Raw genomic sequence first — 17,450 nt, forward strand, 5'->3', positions numbered from 1 at the left:
CTAGAAGTACCCCTCGCGCTTGCGGTCTTCCATCGCGGCCTCGGAGAGCTTGTCGTCGGCGCGGGTGGCGCCGCGCTCGGTGAGCCGGGACGCGGCGATCTCGGCGATGACGGCGTCCAGCGTGCCGGCGTCGGAGTCGACGGCGCCGGTGCAGGACATGTCTCCGACGGTGCGGTAGCGCACCTGCCGCTTCTCCACCGTCTCGTCGTCCGTGGGGCCGCCCCAGTCGCCGGCGGTCAGCCACATGCCGCCGCGGCGGAACACTTCGCGTTCGTGGGCGAAGTAGATCTGGGGGAGGTCGATGGCTTCGCGGGCGATGTACTGCCAGACGTCGAGTTCGGTCCAGTTGGAGAGGGGGAAGACGCGGACGTGTTCGCCGGGGGCGTGGCGTCCGTTGTAGAGGTTCCACAGTTCGGGGCGCTGGCGGCGGGGGTCCCACTGGGAGAATTCGTCGCGCAGGGAGAAGACGCGTTCTTTGGCGCGGGCCTTTTCCTCGTCGCGGCGGCCGCCGCCGAAGACGGCGTCGAACTTCTCCTGCTGGATCTTTTCGGTGAGGGGGAGGGTCTGGAGAGGGTTGCGGGTGCCGTCGGGGCGTTCGCGCAGTACTCCGCGGTCGATGTAGTCCTGGACGGAGGCGACGTGCAGGCGCAGTCCGTGTGCGGTGACGACGCGGTCGCGGTAGGCGAGGACTTCGGGGAAGTTGTGGCCGGTGTCGACGTGGAGGAGGGAGAAGGGGATCGCCGCGGGGGCGAAGGCCTTGAGGGCGAGGTGGAGCATGACGATGGAGTCCTTGCCGCCGGAGAAGAGGATCACCGGTCGTTCGAACTCGCCCGCCACCTCGCGGAAGATGTGCACCGCCTCGGACTCCAGCGCGTCCAGATGCGACAGGGCGTACGGCGTGCCGGTGCCCTCTCCGTGGGTCGCCACGGTCGTCATGCCAGTCCCCTCTCGGCGAGCACGGCGTACACGGACGCCGCGGACTCCTGCACGGTCTGGTGCTGCGACTCGATCCGCAGATCGGGCGCCTCGGGCTCCTCGTACGGGTCGTCGACGCCGGTCAGCCCGGACAGTTCGCCCGCGGCCTGCTTGGCGTACAGCCCCTTCACGTCGCGTACGGAACACACCTCGACCGGGGTCGCCACGTGCACCTCGACGTAGGCGGTGCCGTTCTCCTCGTGGCGCTTGCGCACCGCGTCCCGGCTGTCCGCGTACGGGGCGATCACCGGGACCAGCGCCGTGACGCCGTTGCGGGCCAGCAGTTCGGCGACGAAGCCGATGCGCTGCACGTTGGTGTGCCGGTCCTCGCGGCTGAAGCCGAGGCCCGCCGAGATGAACTCGCGGATCTCGTCCCCGTCGAGCACCTCGACGCGGTGGCCCTCGTCGCGCAGCCGCTCCGCCAACTCGTACGCGATAGTGGTCTTGCCGGCGCTCGGCAGACCCGTGAGCCAGACGGTGGCTCCGGTCGTCACGTTGTTCTCCTGGTTCGTCGGAAGCGGGAAAGCCGTCTTCGTCGAAGGCGTGGTGGCCGTCATCCGTGCAGACCGCACTCGGTCTTGGCGCGTCCCGCCCAGCGGCCGGCCCGCGCGTCCTCGCCCTCCAGCACCCGCCGGGTGCAGGGCGCGCAGCCGACGGAGGCGTAGCCGTCCATCAGCAGCGGGTTGGTCAGTACGCCGTGTTCGGCGACGTAGGCGTCCACGTCGTCCTGGGTCCACCGGGCGATCGGGGAGATCTTGACCTTCCGGCGCTTCTTGTCCCAGCCGACGACCGGGGTGTTCGCCCGGGTCGGGGACTCGTCGCGACGCAGCCCGGTCGCCCAGGCCGTGTAGTTCGCGAGGCCCCGCTCCAGCGGCTCGACCTTGCGGAGCCGGCAGCACAGGTCGGGGTCGCGGTCGTGCAGCCGGGGCCCGTGCTCCGCGTCCTGCTCGGCCACCGTCCGGCGCGGGGTGAGGGTGATGACGTTGACGTCCATGACGGCCTCGACGGCGTCCCGGGTGCCGATGGTCTCCGGGAAGTGGTAGCCGGTGTCGAGGAAGACGACGTCCACGCCCTTCTGGGCACGGGACGCGAGGTGGGCCACCACCGCGTCCTCCATGGAGGAGGTCACGCAGAAGCCCCTGCCGAAGGTGTCCACCGCCCACTGGAGGATCTCCAGGGCGGTGGCGTCCTCCAGGTCGCGGCCGGCCCGTTCGGCCAGGTCCTTCAACTCGTCGGTGCCGCGGTCTTCCTGAGCTGTGGTCATATCTGTTCCCCTCCGGCTTCGGAGTGCTTCAGTCCGCGGGCGAGCAGCCCGAGGAACTTCAGCTGGAATGCGCGGTTGCAGGACGCGCATTCCCAGGCGCCGTGGCCCTGCTCGCTGGGACGCAGGTCCTCGTCACCGCAGTAGGGGCAGTAGAAGGGCGCGGCCCGCTCGCTCATGAGAGCGCCTCCTCGCCGGCGCGGGAGGCCCAGGTGGCGAACCGCTCGCCGTCCTCGCGCTCCGCCTGGAACCGCCTGAGCACCCGCTCGACGTAGTCCGGCAGTTCCTCGGAGGTCACCTTGAGCCCGCGGACCTTGCGGCCGAACCCGGCCTCCAGGCCGAGCGCGCCGCCCAGGTGCACCTGGAATCCCTCGACCTGCTCGCCCGCGTCGTTCAGGACCAGCTGGCCCTTGAGACCGATGTCCGCCACCTGGATACGGGCGCAGGCGTTCGGGCAGCCGTTGAGGTTGATGGTGATCGGCTCGTCGAACTCGGGCAGCCGCCGCTCCAGCTCGTCGATCAGGGAGGAGCCGCGCTGCTTGGTCTCGACGATGGCGAGCTTGCAGTACTCGATGCCGGTGCAGGCCATCGTGCCGCGCCGGAACGAGGACGGCCGGGCGGTCAGGTCGAGCGCTTCGAGGGCGGCCACCAGCGAGTCGACCTGGTCCTCGGTGACGTCCAGGACGATCATCTTCTGCTCGACGGTGGTCCGCACCCGGCCCGAGCCGTGCGCCTCCGCGAGGTCGGCGACCTTCGCCAGGGTCGCGCCGTCGACGCGTCCGACGCGCGGGGCGAACCCGACGTAGAAGTTGCCGTCCCGCTGCCGGTGCACGCCGACGTGGTCGCGCCAGCGGGAGACGGGCTCGGCGGGCGCCGGCCCGTCGACGAGCGCGCGCCCGAGGTACTCGTCCTCCAGGATCCGCCGGAACTTCTCGGCGCCCCAGTCGGCGACCAGGAACTTCAGGCGGGCGCGGGTGCGCAGCCGCCGGTAGCCGTAGTCACGGAAGATGCCGATGACGCCGGCCCACACGTCCGGGACCTCCGCCAGCGGCACCCAGGCGCCGAGCCGGACGCCGATCTTCGGGTTGGTGGACAGGCCACCGCCCACCCACAGGTCGAAGCCGGGGCCGTGCTCGGGGTGGTCGACACCCACGAAGGCGATGTCGTTGATCTCGTGGACCACGTCGAGCAGCGGCGAACCGGAGATCGCGGACTTGAACTTGCGGGGCAGGTTGGAGAACTCCTTGCTGCCGATGTACCGCTTGTTGATCTCGTCGATCGCCCAGCTGCCGTCGATGATCTCGTCCTCGGCGATGCCGGCCACCGGCGAGCCGATGACCACGCGCGGGGTGTCGCCGCACGCCTCGGTGGTGGACAGCCCGACGGCCTCCAGCCGGTTCCAGATCTCGGGCACGTCCTCGATGCGGATCCAGTGCAGCTGGATGTTCTGCCGGTCGGTGATGTCCGCGCTGCCGCGCGCGAACTCCTGCGAGATCTCGCCGATCACCCGCAGCTGCGCGGTGGTGAGGCGGCCGCCGTCGATCCGCACCCGCAGCATGAAGTACTTGTCGTCCAGCTCCTCGGGTTCGAGGATGGCCGTCTTGCCGCCGTCGATGCCCGGCTTGCGCTGCGTGTACAGGCCCCACCAGCGCATCCGTCCGCGCAGGTCGTTGGGGTCGATCGAGTCGAAGCCGCGCTTGGAGTAGATCGTCTCAATGCGTGTCCGCACATTGAGACCGTCGTCGTCCTTCTTGAACTGTTCGTTGCCGTTGAGCGGGGTGAAGTGCCCCATGGCCCACTGACCCTCACCACGGTGACGGCTCACCTTGCGGCGGGGCGCGGAGGCAGGGTTCTGCGGAGTGGCGGCCATGGCGAATACGTCCTTCGGGACAGGCGGGGAAGCGGCTCTTACCTGCGCGTACGGGCGCACGCGGGCGTGTCTGCGCGACACTGCGCGAGGGAAGGTCTGGACAGGAGACGGCGGTGGTGCTGTGCTCTCAGCCCGCCGGACAGATGGCGCTGGACATGCGGCCGAGGTCGACGTGCCGCCGACTCACCAAGGCGATTCCAGTTCCAGACATGACGGAAGCGTGTCACGCGGATCTCGGGCCAGTCCACCATCGTCCGCGATTCGGACGGATCTATTCTGAATGGTGAGACGCGATGCGGAGGGTCAGGCTCCGGGGTGCGCCGGAGTGCGGGCGCCCGGCCAGGGCCCCGGGTTCGCGACGTCCGGTTCCTCCTCGACCTTGGTGTCGAAGAGCCGGAAACCGCGCCGCTGGTAGTTGGCCATCGCGTGCTCGCCGTCCAGGCTGCAGGTGTGCAGCCACACCCGCTTCGTCGGCGGCAGGTCCGGCCAGCGCTCCGCCAGGTCCCAGGCGCGCGCCGCGCCGTACGACAGCAGGTGACCGCCGATCCGGCGGCCCCGGAAGGCCGGGAGCAGGCCGAAGTAGACGATCTCCACGACCCCGTCGTCCTGCGGCGCCAGCTCGACGTAGCCCGCCGGGGTGCCTCTGTCGTAGCCGACCCAGGTCTCCACACCGGGCCGCTCCAGGTGCTCCCGCCACCGGTCGTACGTCCAGCCCAGCCGGTCGGTCCAGCGGATGTCGCCGCCGACGGACGCGTACAGGAACCGGCTGAACTCGGGGGAGGGGACCTGCGAGCGGACGACCTCGATGCCGCCGCCTTCCGGCGCGGCGGCCGGGAGGAGGTCGGCCGGGGAGGTCTGCTCAAGGGACCAGGTGGTCACGACGACGCTGCTCATGAGGACCAGGCAATCATCCGGGCCCCGGCCGTGTCGACGGCCGTCCGCCGGTGCCCGTCAGCCGAGCGAGGCGTCTATCGAGCGCAGCGGCACCGAGAACAGCATGCGGCCGGAGACCGACCAGACCTCTCCGGTGTCGGGGGCGTAGGACAGCGAGCCGGTGTTCTCGGCCCAGCAGCGGTGCGAGGCGTCCGAGCCGCAGCGGGCCGCCCGCGCGCCCCTGCGGTCCTGCCGCCACAGGCTGCCGTGCCCGTCCATGGCGCCGGGCAGGTGTCCGACGTACCACTGGGAGGCGGTCGCGCCCGGCGGGCGGTACGACAGGACGCCCCGGATCTCCGAGGCCTCCGTCCGGTAGGCCTCGACCGCGTCCGCCCGGCCGGCGGCGTCGGTGGCGAGCGCCCCGGCGTGCCGCGGGTCCTCGTCGAACGCGTACCGCCACAGGCGGGCCCGCCGGTCGCCGCCCGCGGGTGTCCACTCGCCGAGGACCAGGCTGTCCGGGGCCGTCCCGCGGTCCACGGCGAGCGCGCTCGGACAGGGCGCGCCGCTCTCGGAGCAGGCCCCCGACGTGAACCGGTAGGAGCCCACGGCGGGCATCACGTAGCGGAAGCCGTCGGCGGACCAGCCGCCGGGCACCCGGCCGATCCGGGCGGACAGCACGGACGTGCGCTGGATGCGGTTGAGGTCGTACACGTAGAGCGCTTCGGCGCTGCCCGGCGCGGTGGTCACCAGCAGCTTGTTCTCGTACCAGGCCATGCCGGCGATCTGCGAGGTCAGGCCCCGGTAGGTGCGGCCGTCCACGCTCGGCACGGTCAGCAGGACCCAGGAGTACGAGGGGTGCGCGGGGTCGTTGTCGTCCACGACGGCGACCCTGGCCAGGCCCCGGGAGGCGGCCGGGCCGCCGGCGCTGTGCGTCCAGCCGGCCAGCACGACCCGGTTGGCGCCCCACAGGCCGTCGTCGTCCGCGTCGGAGGAGGTCGTCACCGAGGCCGGCCGCCAGTCGTCGGTGAGGGTGTCGGTGGGGTCCCAGCAGTAGGCCTCGGTGGTCGCCGGGACGACCGGCAGCGAGTCCCGGTCCCCGGAGCCGCAGGCGGCCGCCGGACGCAGGACGTGGTCGGTGTCCGCCAGGACGTCGGCGACGCCGACCGTGCCGCCCATCGCCTCGGCGAGCCGGTCCAGCGAGCGGCGCGGCACCAGGTTCTCCTGGAGCTGGAGCCGCGCGGTGTCGGCGGCGGAGGTCAGCGGCTTCAGCGCGCCCGGGTCCTCGGCGACCGTGGCCTGCGAGGCGCTGACGATCGTGGCGGTCGCGGTGAGGGCCAGCGCGGCCCCGGCCAGGGCGGCGCGCAGTGCCGCGCCCCGCCTGCGCCGCCGGTGTCTGCCGCGATGCTTCATGTCTCCTCCCGAGGCGGACCAACTGCGCCCCATGGTCGTTACGTTGACCGAGGAGCAGTTGAGGGTGCCCGCACCGGGATGCTACGGCAGTCGGGGCCGCCGTACCGCGAAGACGCAGCAAATATGCGGAAGATACGTCCCTCGATGTCCCTGATGCGCGTAACGGGGGCCGGGTTGCGGGGCCCGTGTGCCAGTCCTGACGCCGGCCCCGCCGGCCTTGGCGCGCCCGGCGTCAGGACCGTGGGCCCGGACCTCTGTCCGCGGCCACCGCCGGGGCGTTCGAGCACGGCAGCAGGTCGAGCGGGTCGGCCGGGAGCAGCACCTCGATCTCCGCGTCCTCCCGGAACCGGTAGGGCCGGTGTTCGAGCAGCGACCCCAGATAGCGCCGGATCCGGGACATCTCGGCGCGCACGGTGACCGTCCGCGAGGCGTCCCCGAACACGTCCTCGGCGAGGCCGGCCGCGCTGCGCCCGGTGCGCCGGACCGCCAGCAGGTACAGCAACTCGGCGTGTCGCGGGCTCAGTTCCCTGGACCAGGAGCAGGAGTCGCCGCCCACCGTCACCGAGGGCCGGCGCGGCCGGGCCAGGTCGAGCACCAGCCGTCCGCCCTCCGCCGGCGTCGGCTCGTCCACCGCGCGCAGCAGCCAGCCGCCGGTCAGCGGCTCCACCGAGCACAGCCCGAGCGCCGGCAGCCGGTGGCGGCCCGGCGACAGGGACCCCGGCAGCGCGAGCCGCCGCGGGTACGGCATGCCGACGACCGCCGCCGTCCAGCCGTCGGCGTCCACCACCAGCGCCCGGCCGCCCAGCCGGGCCAGCATCGGCGCCGCGACCGCGCGCAGCCGCTCCAGCGCGTCCAGGTGCAGTTCCCGCAGCCGGGCCTCGGCCAGCTTCGCCACCGAGTCGACCAGGGCCAGGGTCGCCGGATGCATGGTCTCCAGCGGGCCGCTGACGTCGACCACGCCGAGCAGCGTGCCGTCCCGCGGGTCGGTGATGGGGGCGCCGGAACACGTCCAGGAGGTGAGCGAGCGGGCGAAGTGCTCGGCGGCGAAGACCTGCACGGGGTGGCGCACCACCGCGGGGGTGCCGACGCCGTTGGTGCCGACGACGTCTTCGCGCCAGTCGGCGCCGGGTGCGAAGCCGAGGCCGTCGGCCTTGCGCAGCACCGGTGGGGAACCCTCGCGCCACAGCACCCGGCCGTCGGCGTCGGCCACCACCATGATGTGCTGGGCCGCGTCCGCGACCGAAAGCAACCCCTCGCGCAGCACCGGCAGTACGTCCCGCAGCGGTGACCGCTCGCGCCTGCGCCGCACCTCGTCGCGGGACAGCAGCCCCGCACCGAAGTCGTGGTCGGGGTCGACGCCGCTGCGCAGCGTGCGTCCCCAGGACTGCTCGATCACCGGCCGCGGCGCGATCCGCCCACGCCGGCCGGCCAGTCGCGCCTCGCGCAGTTCGCTCAGCAACCGCGCCCCCTGTGCCGCGTCCACCGCGGCCAGTCGCGCCACGTCCATCGGCGGGTTCCCCACTGACGTCCTCCCGGGCAGTCCTCGGAAAAGGCATGGAAGTGCGTTGTCAAGCCGTCCGGGCGGCGGTTTCCGGTCCGACTGCGCGTCTCATACTGCCGTTCTCCGGGGTCGGAGGCCCACAGTCCGCACACAGTCACCGAGATGTTGCAACCCCTTGCAACCCTGGTGGACGGACCGGCAGTGGCCGAAAATTGAGCCGGCGCCTCGGCGTCGCAGGCCTGACATGGGCCGAAGAAGCGGGGGTGGTGCCGTGTCGGCGCAGCACCACCCCCGCGTCGGCCGCCGCCGTGGCGCGCGCCCGGGCACCAGCCGCACGTTCCCGGCGCCCTCGCGCACCTCAGGCCGGGAGGTGCACCCGGGCCCGGTCCACCACCGCCGTGAGGTCCAGGCCGCGCGGCAGGGTGCCGAAGGACGCGCCCCGGTCGTCGGTGAGCCGGGACGCGCAGAAGGCGTCCGCCACCTCCGCGGGCGCGAAGCGGACCAGCAGGGAGCCCTGGAGGACCGTCGCCAGGCGTTCCACGAGGCGTCTGGCCCGGGCCTCCATGCCCTCCAGGTCGGCCAGTTCGGAGAAGAGGTCCTTGACCGCGCGGTCCAGGCGGTGGTCGGCGCCGTGCGCGCGGCCGATCTCCTGGAGGTAGGCGTCCAGCGCTCCCGGCTCGCGCTGCAACGCCCGCAGCGCGTCCAGCGCCTGGATGTTCCCCGCGCCCTCCCAGAGCGAGTTCAGCGGCGACTCGCGCACCAGGCGGGGCAGCCCCGACTCGGTCACGTAGCCGTTGCCGCCCAGGCACTCGGCGGCCTCCACGGCGACCGGCGCGCAGCGCTTGGTCACCCAGTACTTGGCGGCGGGCAACGCCAGCCGCAGCAGGGCCCGTTCGGCCTCACCGCCGTCGTCGTGGGCGGCGGCCAGCCGGAGCGCGAGCGCCGTCGCGGCCTCCGACTCGATCGCCAGGTCGGCCAGCACGTTGCGCATCAGCGGCTTGTCGGCGAGCTTCCCGCCGAACGCCTCGCGGTGGGAGCAGTGGTGCACCGCCTGCGTGACCGCCTGGCGCATCAGCCCCGCCGAGCCCAGCACGCAGTCGAGCCGGGTCGAGGCGACCATCGCGATGATGGTCCGCACCCCGCGGCCCTCCTCGCCCACCCGCCGAGCCCAGGTGCCGTCGAACTCCACCTCGCCGGACGCGTTGGAGCGGTTGCCGAGCTTGTCCTTCAGGCGCTGGAGGAGGAAGACGTTGCGGGTGCCGTCCGGCAGGACGCGCGGCACCAGAAAGCAGGTCGGCCCGCCCGGCGCCCGCGCCAGCACCAGGAAGCCGTCCGACATGGGCGCCGAGCAGAACCACTTGTGCCCGGTGAGGGTGTAGGTCCCGGACTCGGCGAGCGGGACGGCGGCGGTCGTGTGGGCGCGGACGTCGCTGCCGCCCTGCTTCTCCGTCATGGCCGCGCCGAACAGGGCGCCGGCCTTCCCGGCGGCGGGCCGCAGCCCGCGGTCGTAGATCATGGAGGTCAGCAGCGGCTCCCACGCGGCGGCCAGCTCCGGCTCGGTGCGCAGGGCGGGCACCGCCGCGTTCGTCATCGACAGCGGGCAGCAGGTCCCGGCCTCGGCCTGGGTCCAGACCAGGAAGGCGGCCGCGCGCCGGACGTGCCCGCCGGGCCGTACCCAGCCGGTGGTCAGACCCGCGCCGACGCCCTTGCCGAGCAGCCGGTGCCAGGCGGGGTGGAACTCCACCTCGTCGATCCGGTGCCCGTAGCGGTCGTGGGTGCGCAGCCGCGGCGGGTTCTCGTCGGCCTGCGCCGCCCACTCCTGCACCTGCGCCGAACCGGCCGAGACGCCGATCGACGACAGCTCCGCCCGCACCTCCTCCAGCAGCTCCGGGGCGGTGTGCCGTTCGACGGCCTCGACGAGGGCCCGGTCGGCGGCGAAGAGGTCGTGGCCGACCAGCGGCGGCGGCTGATGGGTCACGGTGTGCGTGGTCGTGCCTGCCATGTCTGCGAACCTGCCCGGGACGGAGTCGGTGGTCTCCAGCGTGACACAGGGGTACCCCCGGTCGCCGGGCAAGATCCCACCGGACCCCGGAAGATCGCTTCGGGACCCGGAAGATCGCTTCGGGACCCCGGAAGATGAGTACTGCCCCGGGCGGCGGATACCTTTAGGGCGTGCAGCCAGCAAGCGATACCCCCGAGCGGCCCTCAGGCCGGCTCCACCGGGCCAGGGCCCTGTACCGGAACGTCTCCAAGCGCCGGACGGCTTGGCTGCTGCTCAAGGACACCGTCAATTCCTGCATGGAGTACCGCATCCTCGGCCTCGCCGCCGAGGCCGCCTTCTTCACCCTGCTCTCCGTGCCGCCGCTGCTGCTCAGCCTCATCGGCCTGCTCGGCTACGTCGACGACTGGACCGGCGCCGACACCATCGCGAGCCTGGAGGCCAATCTCCTGGACGCCTCCCGGACCGTCCTGTCCGACAAGGGCGTCAGGGAGATCGCCGAGCCGATCCTGCACGACGTGATGCGCGGCGGACGCCCCGACGTGATCTCCATCGGCTTCCTGTTCGCCCTGTGGTCGGGCTCCCGCGCGGTCAACGTCTTCATCGACACGATCACCGTGATGTACGGCCTCGACGGCGTCCGGGGCATCGTGAAGACGCGGGTGGTGTCCTTCCTGCTCTTCATCGCGGGCCTGCTGATCGGCTCGGTGGCGCTGCCGCTGATGGTGGCGGGACCCGACGCGGTGGTCCGGATCGTGCCGTGGTCGGAGACGGTCGTCCAGGTCCTGTACTGGCCGGTCGTGATCGTCCTGTCCATCGTCTTCCTGACCACGCTCTACCACGTCTCCGTGCCGGTCCGCTCGCCGTGGATCGAGGACGTGCCGGGCGCCCTGGTGGCCCTCGCCATGTGGGTCCTCGGCAGCTTCCTGCTGCGCATCTACCTGACCAGCACCATCGAGGGCGCGACGATCTACGGCTCGCTCGCCGCGTCCGTCGCCGTGCTCCTGTGGATCGGTGTGTCCGCGTTCGCCGTACTGGTCGGCGCGGCGGTGAACGCCGCCATCGACCGCGTCTGGCCGGCCGCCGCCACGGCCGCGGCGCGCGCCGCCAACGAGCGGCTGCGCGAGGTGCAGGTCGCCGAGTACGTGGCCCGCGCCGCCGCGGCCCGCGAGGCGGACCCGGCAGACCCGGACGATCCCGACATGCCGTCGGAGTTCCCCGAGCGCTGGTCCCGGTTCCTGCCGCCGGAGGACGTCACGGCACGGCTGCGCACGCACGTGAAGAGCAGCCATCCGCCGCGCAAGCCGGAGGCGTGAGCGCCCGGCCCGAACCGCTTCCGCACGGCCCGTGAGCGGCCCCGTCTAGGCTGGCCCACGTGTACGAGGAACGCGCGTCCCGGGTCCCTGGCGCCGTCGTCTGGGTGAAGACCACCGGCGCGGACGGAGCCGGGCGGGTGCTGCCCGACGGGTGCATGGACCTGCTGTGGCACGAGGGGCGGCTGCTGGTCGCCGGGCCCGACACCCGCGCGTACGTCACCGCGGGCGACCCAGGGACGTGGGTGGGCCTTCGCTTCCACCCGGGTACCGCGCCCGCCGTCCTCGGTGTCCCGGCGCACGAACTGCTCGACCGGCGCGTGGACCTGGCCGACCTCTGGCCGCCCGCGGTGGTACGACGGCTGCGCGGCCGGACCGGAGCCGCCGCCGATCCCGCCGCCGCGCTGGAGCGGATCGCCCTGGAACGGGAGGCGCCGGCCGACCCGTCCCTCAGGCGGCTCGTCGAAGCCCTCGACGCCGGCCGGCCCGTGGCCGGAGTGGCCGACGAACTCGGACTCGGGGCACGTCAGTTGCTGCGGCGCAGCCGTGCGGCGTTCGGCTACGGGCCCAAGACGCTGGCCCGGGTGCTCCGGATGCAGCGCGCCCTCGCGCTCGCCCGGAACGGGGTGCCGCTCGCCGAGACGGCCGTCCGGGCCGGCTACGCGGACCAGCCGCACCTCTCCCGCGAGGTGCGGGAGCTGGCCGGGCTGCCGCTGACCGGACTACTCGGCGGGTAGCGGCGCGAACAGGTCGACGCCGTTGCCGTCGGGGTCGTGCACGGTGGCGTACCGCTGGCCCCAGAAGGCGTCCCACGGTTTCAGTTCGCCGTGGTACCCGGCGTCCGTCAGGTCCGCGTGGACGGCGTCGACCTCGGCGGGCGAGCCGCAGCGGAAGGCGAGCCCCACCCGGCCGCCGCCTGCCGGCGCGCGCCAGGCCGGGTGGAAGGAGCGGACCGTCGCCTCGGTGTCCAGGGCGAGGACCAGCCCGCCGGGCAGTTCGGCCTCGACGTGCGGCAGTTCCTCGGCGCCGGACGGGAAGTCCAGGCCCAGGCGGCGGTAGAAGGCGAGGGACGCGGTCAGGTCGGAGACGACCAGGCCGATCACGGCGAATCGTGGGGTCATGACGGCACCGTAGGCAGCGGGCCGGGTGCCGGTCTTGAAGGAATCGGACACTCAGCGGAAGGTGACCGCACCCCGCGGGGTGTCGACGGTGAAGGAGAGGCCCACCGGCCCCTCGGCCAGGTCAAGGTCGGTGCCTAGGGCCCTCAGCAGCGGGCGGACCGCCGCCGGGTCGGGGACGGTCGCGGACACCGCGAGCAGCGGGGTGACCGGCAGTCCGGAGGCCGTCGGGTGGAGCGAGGAACCCCAGTCGATCAGGAACGGCACCAGGCCCGAGGGATGCGCGCCGGCGCTGTCGGTCAGCCGCCACGACAGGAGCGTGCCGTCGGGGCGCCTGCGGCTCATCGGGTGCGGGGCGCCGGGGTCGTAGCCCAGGGACCGCGCGTCGGCGACCGCCGCGTCCAGGTCCGGCGGGCTGATCGCCCAGGTCACCGTGCGGGCGGCGGCGAGATCGTCGACGCCGAACGGGCGGGCGCCGGGCGGTACGGACTGCTCCGGGTCCGGCCCGATGATCTCCAGGTAGCCGGAACCGCCCAGGGACACCAGGTGGTTGCGGGTGCCGAGGTCCGGGTGGGCGCCGCCGGGCGCCGGCGTCACCCCGGTCCGCCGGGCGAAGTCGGCGACGGTCGCGGCGAGATCGGGGGTCGCCAGCACCAGATGGTCGAGGAGGGGCGGGACGGCGCTCACCCTGATGAGGCTAGGCGGGGCGGCGGAGGGCGGGCAAGCCGCGGGTGACCGGAAAACCCCATGTCCGTGGAACACCCGTGCGGCACGATGGGCGCATGATCCGTGCCGCGCGCGTCCTGCCGCCCCTGCTCCTCGCCGCCGCCCTGCTCACCGGCTGCGGCACCGAGAAGGCGGCTCCCGGAGCCGCCGCCTCGCCCGCGGACCCGGCCGAACTCGCCACGAAGGCCAAGGCGTTGGGCATGAACCCGGACCTGGTCTACGTCACCGAGGCGCCCGGCTTCACGCTCGCCCAGCAGTCCGTGGGCCTGCAGGGCGACGACGGCTTCTCCGCCTCGTACGCGGACGAGACCGGCGCGGTCATCCACCTCTACACCGACCACCTGCGCTACGCCGGGCAGCACCCCTACGAGGCGAAGGAGAAGGACTGCGTGGTGTGGCTCGAAGGCGAGGGCGGGGTCTCCGGCGCCGTGCTGGCCAAGGCGGTCCGCGCGATCCACCGCCCCACCGCCGGTGAACTGGACGCCCTGCTGCCCACGCCCGACCCGGCCTTCACCGACGGCAAGCCGCTGCAGCGCGGCGACCTGTCGCCCGCCGGCGACGGCGTCCCCGACAACAGCGTGCCGACGCCCGGCCTTTGAACCGCCGACGGCCATCGGCGACCATGCGGCCATGGCCCCTCGACTGCTCCTGCACACCCGGACCACCGGCTACCGCCACGACTCGATCCCCGACGCCGTCGCCGCCGTACGGGAGTTCACCGATTTCGACGTCGACGCCACCGAGGACCCGGCCGCGCTGGAACAGCCGCTGGACCGGTACGCGGCCGTCGTCTTCCTCTCCACCAGCGGCGAGATCCTGACCCCGCGGGGCCGCGCCCAGCTGGCCGCCCACGTCGAGGCCGGCGGCGGCTTCGCGGGCGTGCACGCGGCGGCCTGCACCGAGGACGACTGGCCGTACTACGGCGAACTCCTCGGCGCCCGCTTCGACCGCCACCCCGAATACCAGCCGGGCCGGGTGCTCGTCGAGGACCACGACCACCCGGCGACCCGGCGGCTGCCGTCCGTGTGGGACTTCACCGACGAGTGGTACGACTTCCGGGACGGTCCGCGCGGCCGGGTGCGGGTGCTGCTGCGCGCCGACGAGGCGTCGTACGAGGGCGGGGCCATGGGGGAGGACCATCCGCTGGCCTGGTGCCGCGAGCAGGGGGCCGGACGGGTGTTCTTCACGGCACTCGGCCACGCCCCCGAGGCCTACCGTGATCCCGACTTCCTGGCCCATCTGCACGGGGGTCTGGCCTGGGCCGCCCGGCTCGCCAAGTGACGTTTCTCCGGTGAACCCGATCCGCCGTTGGGGTGAGTAAAGCTCGCGCATGTAGTTGGTCACATGCGTATCTAGAGATGCTTTTGTCTTGGCAAAGGGCTGTCGAGACGCGGAGGTCACCGAACCACCGCGCCACCCACCCACAGGAGGAGCCGGACCTTGACTTACGGGAAGAAGCTGCGCGAGCAGATCGCCGGGCCGGGAACGACCCCGCTGATCGGCGTGTACGACATGTACTCGGCGTCGATCGCGGCCAAGCACTACGACGGGATGTTCGTCTCCGGCTTCGGCTTCGCCGCGTCGTACTACGGGCTGCCGGACATCGGATTCATCGCCTGGCCCGACATGGTGGCCTTCGTCCAGCGGCTGCGGGGCGCGTTCCCGCACCACCACCTCCTCGTCGACATCGACGACGGGTACGTCGACCCCGAGGTCGCCTGCCACGTGGTGGAGGGGCTGGAGCGGATCGGTGCCTCCGGAGTGATCCTGGAGGACCAGAAGCGGCCGCGCCGCTGCGGTCACGCCGACGGCAAGCAGGTCCTTCCCCTGGAGGAGTACCTGGACAAGCTGGAGAAGGTCCTGGAGACCCGCAAGGACCTGCTCGTCGTGGCCCGTACGGACGCCACCGACGAGAACGACATCCTGCACCGCGCGGAGCGGCTGGCCGCCACCGCCGCCGACGTGATCCTCGTCGACGGGGTCCGCAGCGAGGAGTGGATCCGCCGGATCCGCACGGTGGTCGGCGACAAGCCGCTGCTCTTCAACCAGATCGGCGGCGGCAAGTCGCCCCGGCTCTCGCTCACCGAACTGGCCGAGCTCGGGGTCGACGTCGCCATCTACTCCACCCCCTGCCTGTTCGCCGCGCACGAGGCCATGGAGAACGCGCTCGGCGAACTCAGGGCCGCGGACGGCCGGCTGCCCGAGGTGGACGCGGCCGGCGGCGTCGGGGTCCGGGCCTCCACCTCCCTGCTGGAACGCAACCTCGCGCGGGAACGGCTCGACGCGCCCGTGTCCGTGCCCGAAGGCGTGGGCGTGTGACGCGGTTGCCGAAGGCGATGGCGGTCGCGGCGGCGCTGCTCGGCGCGGCCGTGGCCCCCGCGTACGCGTCCGACAGCCTGATCACGGTGATCGACAACTCGCACGCCGACTCCATCCTCGAGGTGGACCGCACGGCGAACCTCCAGGCCGGGAAGGGCACGGCGGGCAGCGACCACGACGGAAGCGCCGTGGACGCGATCCAGGCGATGCGCGGGGAGCCGGTCCGGGCCGACGACTGAGCCTCCGTGTGCGAGCGGGCGGCCGGACACCCGTCCGGCCGCCCGCCGCCGTGCGCGTGGGTGAAGCCGGCAGGGGGCGGGCAGCCTGGGGGTACGCCGAGCAGGCGAGCGTGACCGGCCCGCCGCCGCACGCGGCGGAATACTGGGAGTGGGATGCGGTGCTCTTTTGCTACCGGCGGACCGGCGCGCGGCGGGAGGAGCTGGTGGGCGGATGACGGCGGACCGGACGGACCCTGTGGCCGACACCCCGTACGGGGCGGTCCGCGGCAGGTGGGAACACGGGGTCGCGGTGTTTCGCGGCGTCCCCTACGCGGCACCGCCCTTCGGACCGCACCGGTTCCGTCCGCCCGTACCGCCCGCACCCTGGGAGGGCGTCAGGGACGCCGGCGCGTTCGGGCCCACCGCGCCCAAACCGCCCTACAGCGAGGCCTTCGCCGAGTACCTGTCCGATCCGGTGATCCCCGGCGACGACTGCCTCAACCTCAACGTGTGGACCCCGGAACCGGGCCCCGGCGCCCGGCTGCCGGTCCTGCTCTGGCTGCACGGCGGCGCCCTGACCAGGGGATCGTCCGCCGTGCCGGTGTACGACGGACACGCCTTCGCCCGCGACGGGGTGGTCTTCGTCTCCGTCAACTACCGCCTGGGCGTGGAGGGGTACGGCCTGTTCCCCGACACCCCGCACAACCCCGGCCTGCGCGACCAGCTCGCCGCGCTGCGCTGGGTGCACGAGACCGTCGCCGGATTCGGCGGCGACCCGGACCGCATCACCCTGTGCGGCCAGTCCGCCGGGGCCATCAGCGCCGGTGCCCTGCTCGCCGCGCCCCAGGCCCAGGGGCTGGTCCGCCGGGCCGTGCTGCAGAGCGGCCCGCCGGAGGCCGCGGACCGCGACAAGGTCCGGCGCATGGTCCGCCGGATGGCCAACCGGCTGCGGATCCCCGCCACCGCCCAGGCCTTCGCCGAGGTCGACCGGGAGCTGCTGCTGCGCACCCAGGCCGAGGTCGGCCGGCTGAGCAGCCCGGTCCTGGGCGGCCCCGCCTTCGGGATCGTCGTCGACGGCGACCTCGTCCCGCGCGACCCGCTGCAAGCTCTCCTCGACGGCGAGGCGGCCACCGGCGTCGACCTCCTCATGGGCTGGACCCGGGACGAGTACCGGCTCTGGCTCGTCCCCGGCGGCCTGCTCGACCACGTCGACCGGCTCGGCCCGGTCGCCCTCGCCGGTGCCAGGGCCCGCTGCCACGCCGGTCACGAGGTGCCCCGCGGCTACCGCGCCCTGCGTCCCGAGGCCGGTACCGCCGAGATCGTCGGCCAGATGGTCACCGACCACCTGTTGCGCCGCCCGCTGCAGCGGCTGGCCGAGTCCCGCCCGGGTTCGTCGTACCTCTACGAGTTCGCTTGGCCCTCCCGGCGGCCCCGGCTCGGCGCCTGCCACGCCCTGGAACTCGGCTTTGTCTTCGACACCGGGGACGGGCCCGACGCGGCCCGGCTGGCCGGCGAGGGCGCCCCGCAGGCGCTGGCCGACGAGATGCACGGCGCCTGGGTCCGCTTCGCCGCCACCGGCGATCCCGGCTGGCGATCCTGGGACGACACCCACCCGGTCCGTGTCCTCGGCGACGGCGAACCCCGCACGGTGTCCGGTCCCCGGGACCGCGAGTTCGCCCTCTGGACACACCAGGCCGCGCCACAGCCGGGGCCGTCCGCCGAACCGGCCACGGCCGTCCGCCGGCTACGCCGCTCGGTGGCCGCCGTACGCCGCCACTGATCCCCACCCGCTCCTCACCCACCATCGCCCCGGGCCCCGCCCGGCGGGAGGCCCGGCCGTGGTGGGCCGCGCGATATGAGCGTGCGG

At 73.3% G+C, this 17,450-nt stretch carries 19 protein-coding genes; 7 read left to right on the plus strand and 12 right to left on the minus strand.

The features are described 5' to 3' along the window. The 10 genes from cysD to ACIRQ9_RS38280 form a co-directional block, all read right to left on the minus strand. Nucleotides 1–936, minus strand: a complete 936-nt coding sequence (cysD, locus tag ACIRQ9_RS38235) for a sulfate adenylyltransferase subunit CysD (RefSeq protein WP_404184739.1) — start codon at nucleotides 934–936, stop codon at nucleotides 1–3. Further along, a complete protein-coding gene (gene cysC / locus ACIRQ9_RS38240; protein WP_404184742.1) occupies nucleotides 933–1,469 on the minus strand; it encodes an adenylyl-sulfate kinase in 537 nt (178 codons plus the stop codon). Before cysC ends, cysD begins: the two co-directional genes overlap by 4 nt. Nucleotides 1,470–1,528: 59 nt before the next feature. After that, on the minus strand, nucleotides 1,529–2,239 hold the full coding sequence (locus ACIRQ9_RS38245; RefSeq protein ID WP_404184745.1) for a phosphoadenylyl-sulfate reductase: 711 nt from the start codon (nucleotides 2,237–2,239) through the stop codon (nucleotides 1,529–1,531). Beyond that, nucleotides 2,236–2,415 (minus strand): hypothetical protein, encoded by a 180-nt coding sequence (locus ACIRQ9_RS38250; protein ID WP_362181175.1) that lies wholly within the window; start codon nucleotides 2,413–2,415, stop codon nucleotides 2,236–2,238. Before ACIRQ9_RS38250 ends, ACIRQ9_RS38245 begins: the two co-directional genes overlap by 4 nt. Next, complete coding sequence (locus ACIRQ9_RS38255) at nucleotides 2,412–4,106, minus strand: nitrite/sulfite reductase (protein ID WP_404184748.1); 1,695 nt, start codon at nucleotides 4,104–4,106, stop codon at nucleotides 2,412–2,414. The genes ACIRQ9_RS38250 and ACIRQ9_RS38255 overlap by 4 nt, the downstream gene beginning before the upstream one ends. 127 nt (nucleotides 4,107–4,233) lie before the next feature. After that, nucleotides 4,234–4,317 carry a putative leader peptide gene (locus ACIRQ9_RS38260; protein WP_309500612.1) on the minus strand — a complete coding sequence of 28 codons (84 nt, stop codon included), beginning with the start codon at nucleotides 4,315–4,317 and terminating at the stop codon, nucleotides 4,234–4,236. A gap of 92 nt (nucleotides 4,318–4,409) precedes the next feature. After that, on the minus strand, nucleotides 4,410–5,000 hold the full coding sequence (locus ACIRQ9_RS38265; RefSeq protein WP_404184751.1) for a GNAT family N-acetyltransferase: 591 nt from the start codon (nucleotides 4,998–5,000) through the stop codon (nucleotides 4,410–4,412). A 57-nt stretch (nucleotides 5,001–5,057) separates the two neighbouring features. Then, a complete protein-coding gene (locus tag ACIRQ9_RS38270) occupies nucleotides 5,058–6,389 on the minus strand; it encodes a hypothetical protein (RefSeq protein ID WP_404184754.1) in 1,332 nt (443 codons plus the stop codon). 232 nt (nucleotides 6,390–6,621) lie between these two features. Continuing rightward, nucleotides 6,622–7,896, minus strand: a complete 1,275-nt coding sequence (locus tag ACIRQ9_RS38275) for a GAF domain-containing protein (protein ID WP_404184757.1) — start codon at nucleotides 7,894–7,896, stop codon at nucleotides 6,622–6,624. A gap of 352 nt (nucleotides 7,897–8,248) precedes the next feature. Continuing rightward, nucleotides 8,249–9,892 carry an acyl-CoA dehydrogenase family protein gene (locus tag ACIRQ9_RS38280; protein WP_404184760.1) on the minus strand — a complete coding sequence of 548 codons (1,644 nt, stop codon included), beginning with the start codon at nucleotides 9,890–9,892 and terminating at the stop codon, nucleotides 8,249–8,251. A gap of 170 nt (nucleotides 9,893–10,062) precedes the next feature. Here ACIRQ9_RS38280 and ACIRQ9_RS38285 point away from each other — a divergent pair, with 170 nt between their 5' ends. Together ACIRQ9_RS38285 and ACIRQ9_RS38290 are read left to right on the plus strand one after the other, a co-directional pair. Beyond that, the gene (locus ACIRQ9_RS38285; protein WP_404184763.1) at nucleotides 10,063–11,205 is read left to right on the plus strand and encodes a YihY/virulence factor BrkB family protein; all 1,143 of its coding nucleotides are present in this window, start codon (nucleotides 10,063–10,065) and stop codon (nucleotides 11,203–11,205) included. Between the two features lie 59 nt (nucleotides 11,206–11,264). Further along, nucleotides 11,265–11,939 carry a helix-turn-helix domain-containing protein gene (locus tag ACIRQ9_RS38290; protein ID WP_404184765.1) on the plus strand — a complete coding sequence of 225 codons (675 nt, stop codon included), beginning with the start codon at nucleotides 11,265–11,267 and terminating at the stop codon, nucleotides 11,937–11,939. On the opposite strand, the gene ACIRQ9_RS38295 is transcribed toward ACIRQ9_RS38290, so the two are convergent. Beyond that, the gene (locus ACIRQ9_RS38295; protein ID WP_404184768.1) at nucleotides 11,925–12,323 is read right to left on the minus strand and encodes a VOC family protein; all 399 of its coding nucleotides are present in this window, start codon (nucleotides 12,321–12,323) and stop codon (nucleotides 11,925–11,927) included. The two genes, ACIRQ9_RS38290 and ACIRQ9_RS38295, sit on opposite strands and share 15 nt — an antisense overlap. Before the next feature lie 51 nt (nucleotides 12,324–12,374). Then, the gene (locus ACIRQ9_RS38300; protein ID WP_404184771.1) at nucleotides 12,375–13,007 is read right to left on the minus strand and encodes a VOC family protein; all 633 of its coding nucleotides are present in this window, start codon (nucleotides 13,005–13,007) and stop codon (nucleotides 12,375–12,377) included. 95 nt (nucleotides 13,008–13,102) lie between these two features. Here ACIRQ9_RS38300 and ACIRQ9_RS38305 point away from each other — a divergent pair, with 95 nt between their 5' ends. From ACIRQ9_RS38305 to ACIRQ9_RS38325, 5 genes are all read left to right on the plus strand, one after another. Beyond that, the gene (locus ACIRQ9_RS38305; RefSeq protein WP_404184774.1) at nucleotides 13,103–13,645 is read left to right on the plus strand and encodes a membrane lipoprotein; all 543 of its coding nucleotides are present in this window, start codon (nucleotides 13,103–13,105) and stop codon (nucleotides 13,643–13,645) included. Nucleotides 13,646–13,676: 31 nt separating this feature from the next. Further along, the gene (locus tag ACIRQ9_RS38310) at nucleotides 13,677–14,327 is read left to right on the plus strand and encodes a ThuA domain-containing protein (protein ID WP_404184777.1); all 651 of its coding nucleotides are present in this window, start codon (nucleotides 13,677–13,679) and stop codon (nucleotides 14,325–14,327) included. 159 nt (nucleotides 14,328–14,486) lie between these two features. Then, on the plus strand, nucleotides 14,487–15,365 hold the full coding sequence (locus ACIRQ9_RS38315) for an oxaloacetate decarboxylase (RefSeq protein WP_404184780.1): 879 nt from the start codon (nucleotides 14,487–14,489) through the stop codon (nucleotides 15,363–15,365). Next, nucleotides 15,362–15,604, plus strand: coding sequence for a hypothetical protein (locus ACIRQ9_RS38320; protein WP_351328626.1), 243 nt, complete (start codon nucleotides 15,362–15,364; stop codon nucleotides 15,602–15,604). The genes ACIRQ9_RS38315 and ACIRQ9_RS38320 overlap by 4 nt, the downstream gene beginning before the upstream one ends. A gap of 211 nt (nucleotides 15,605–15,815) precedes the next feature. Further along, nucleotides 15,816–17,363 carry a carboxylesterase/lipase family protein gene (locus tag ACIRQ9_RS38325; protein ID WP_404184784.1) on the plus strand — a complete coding sequence of 516 codons (1,548 nt, stop codon included), beginning with the start codon at nucleotides 15,816–15,818 and terminating at the stop codon, nucleotides 17,361–17,363. The last annotated feature ends 87 nt before the right edge of the window (nucleotides 17,364–17,450 follow it).

This window comes from Streptomyces sp. NPDC101237 (assembly GCF_044767465.1).
GTDB lineage: Bacteria > Actinomycetota > Actinomycetes > Streptomycetales > Streptomycetaceae > Streptomyces > Streptomyces gramineus.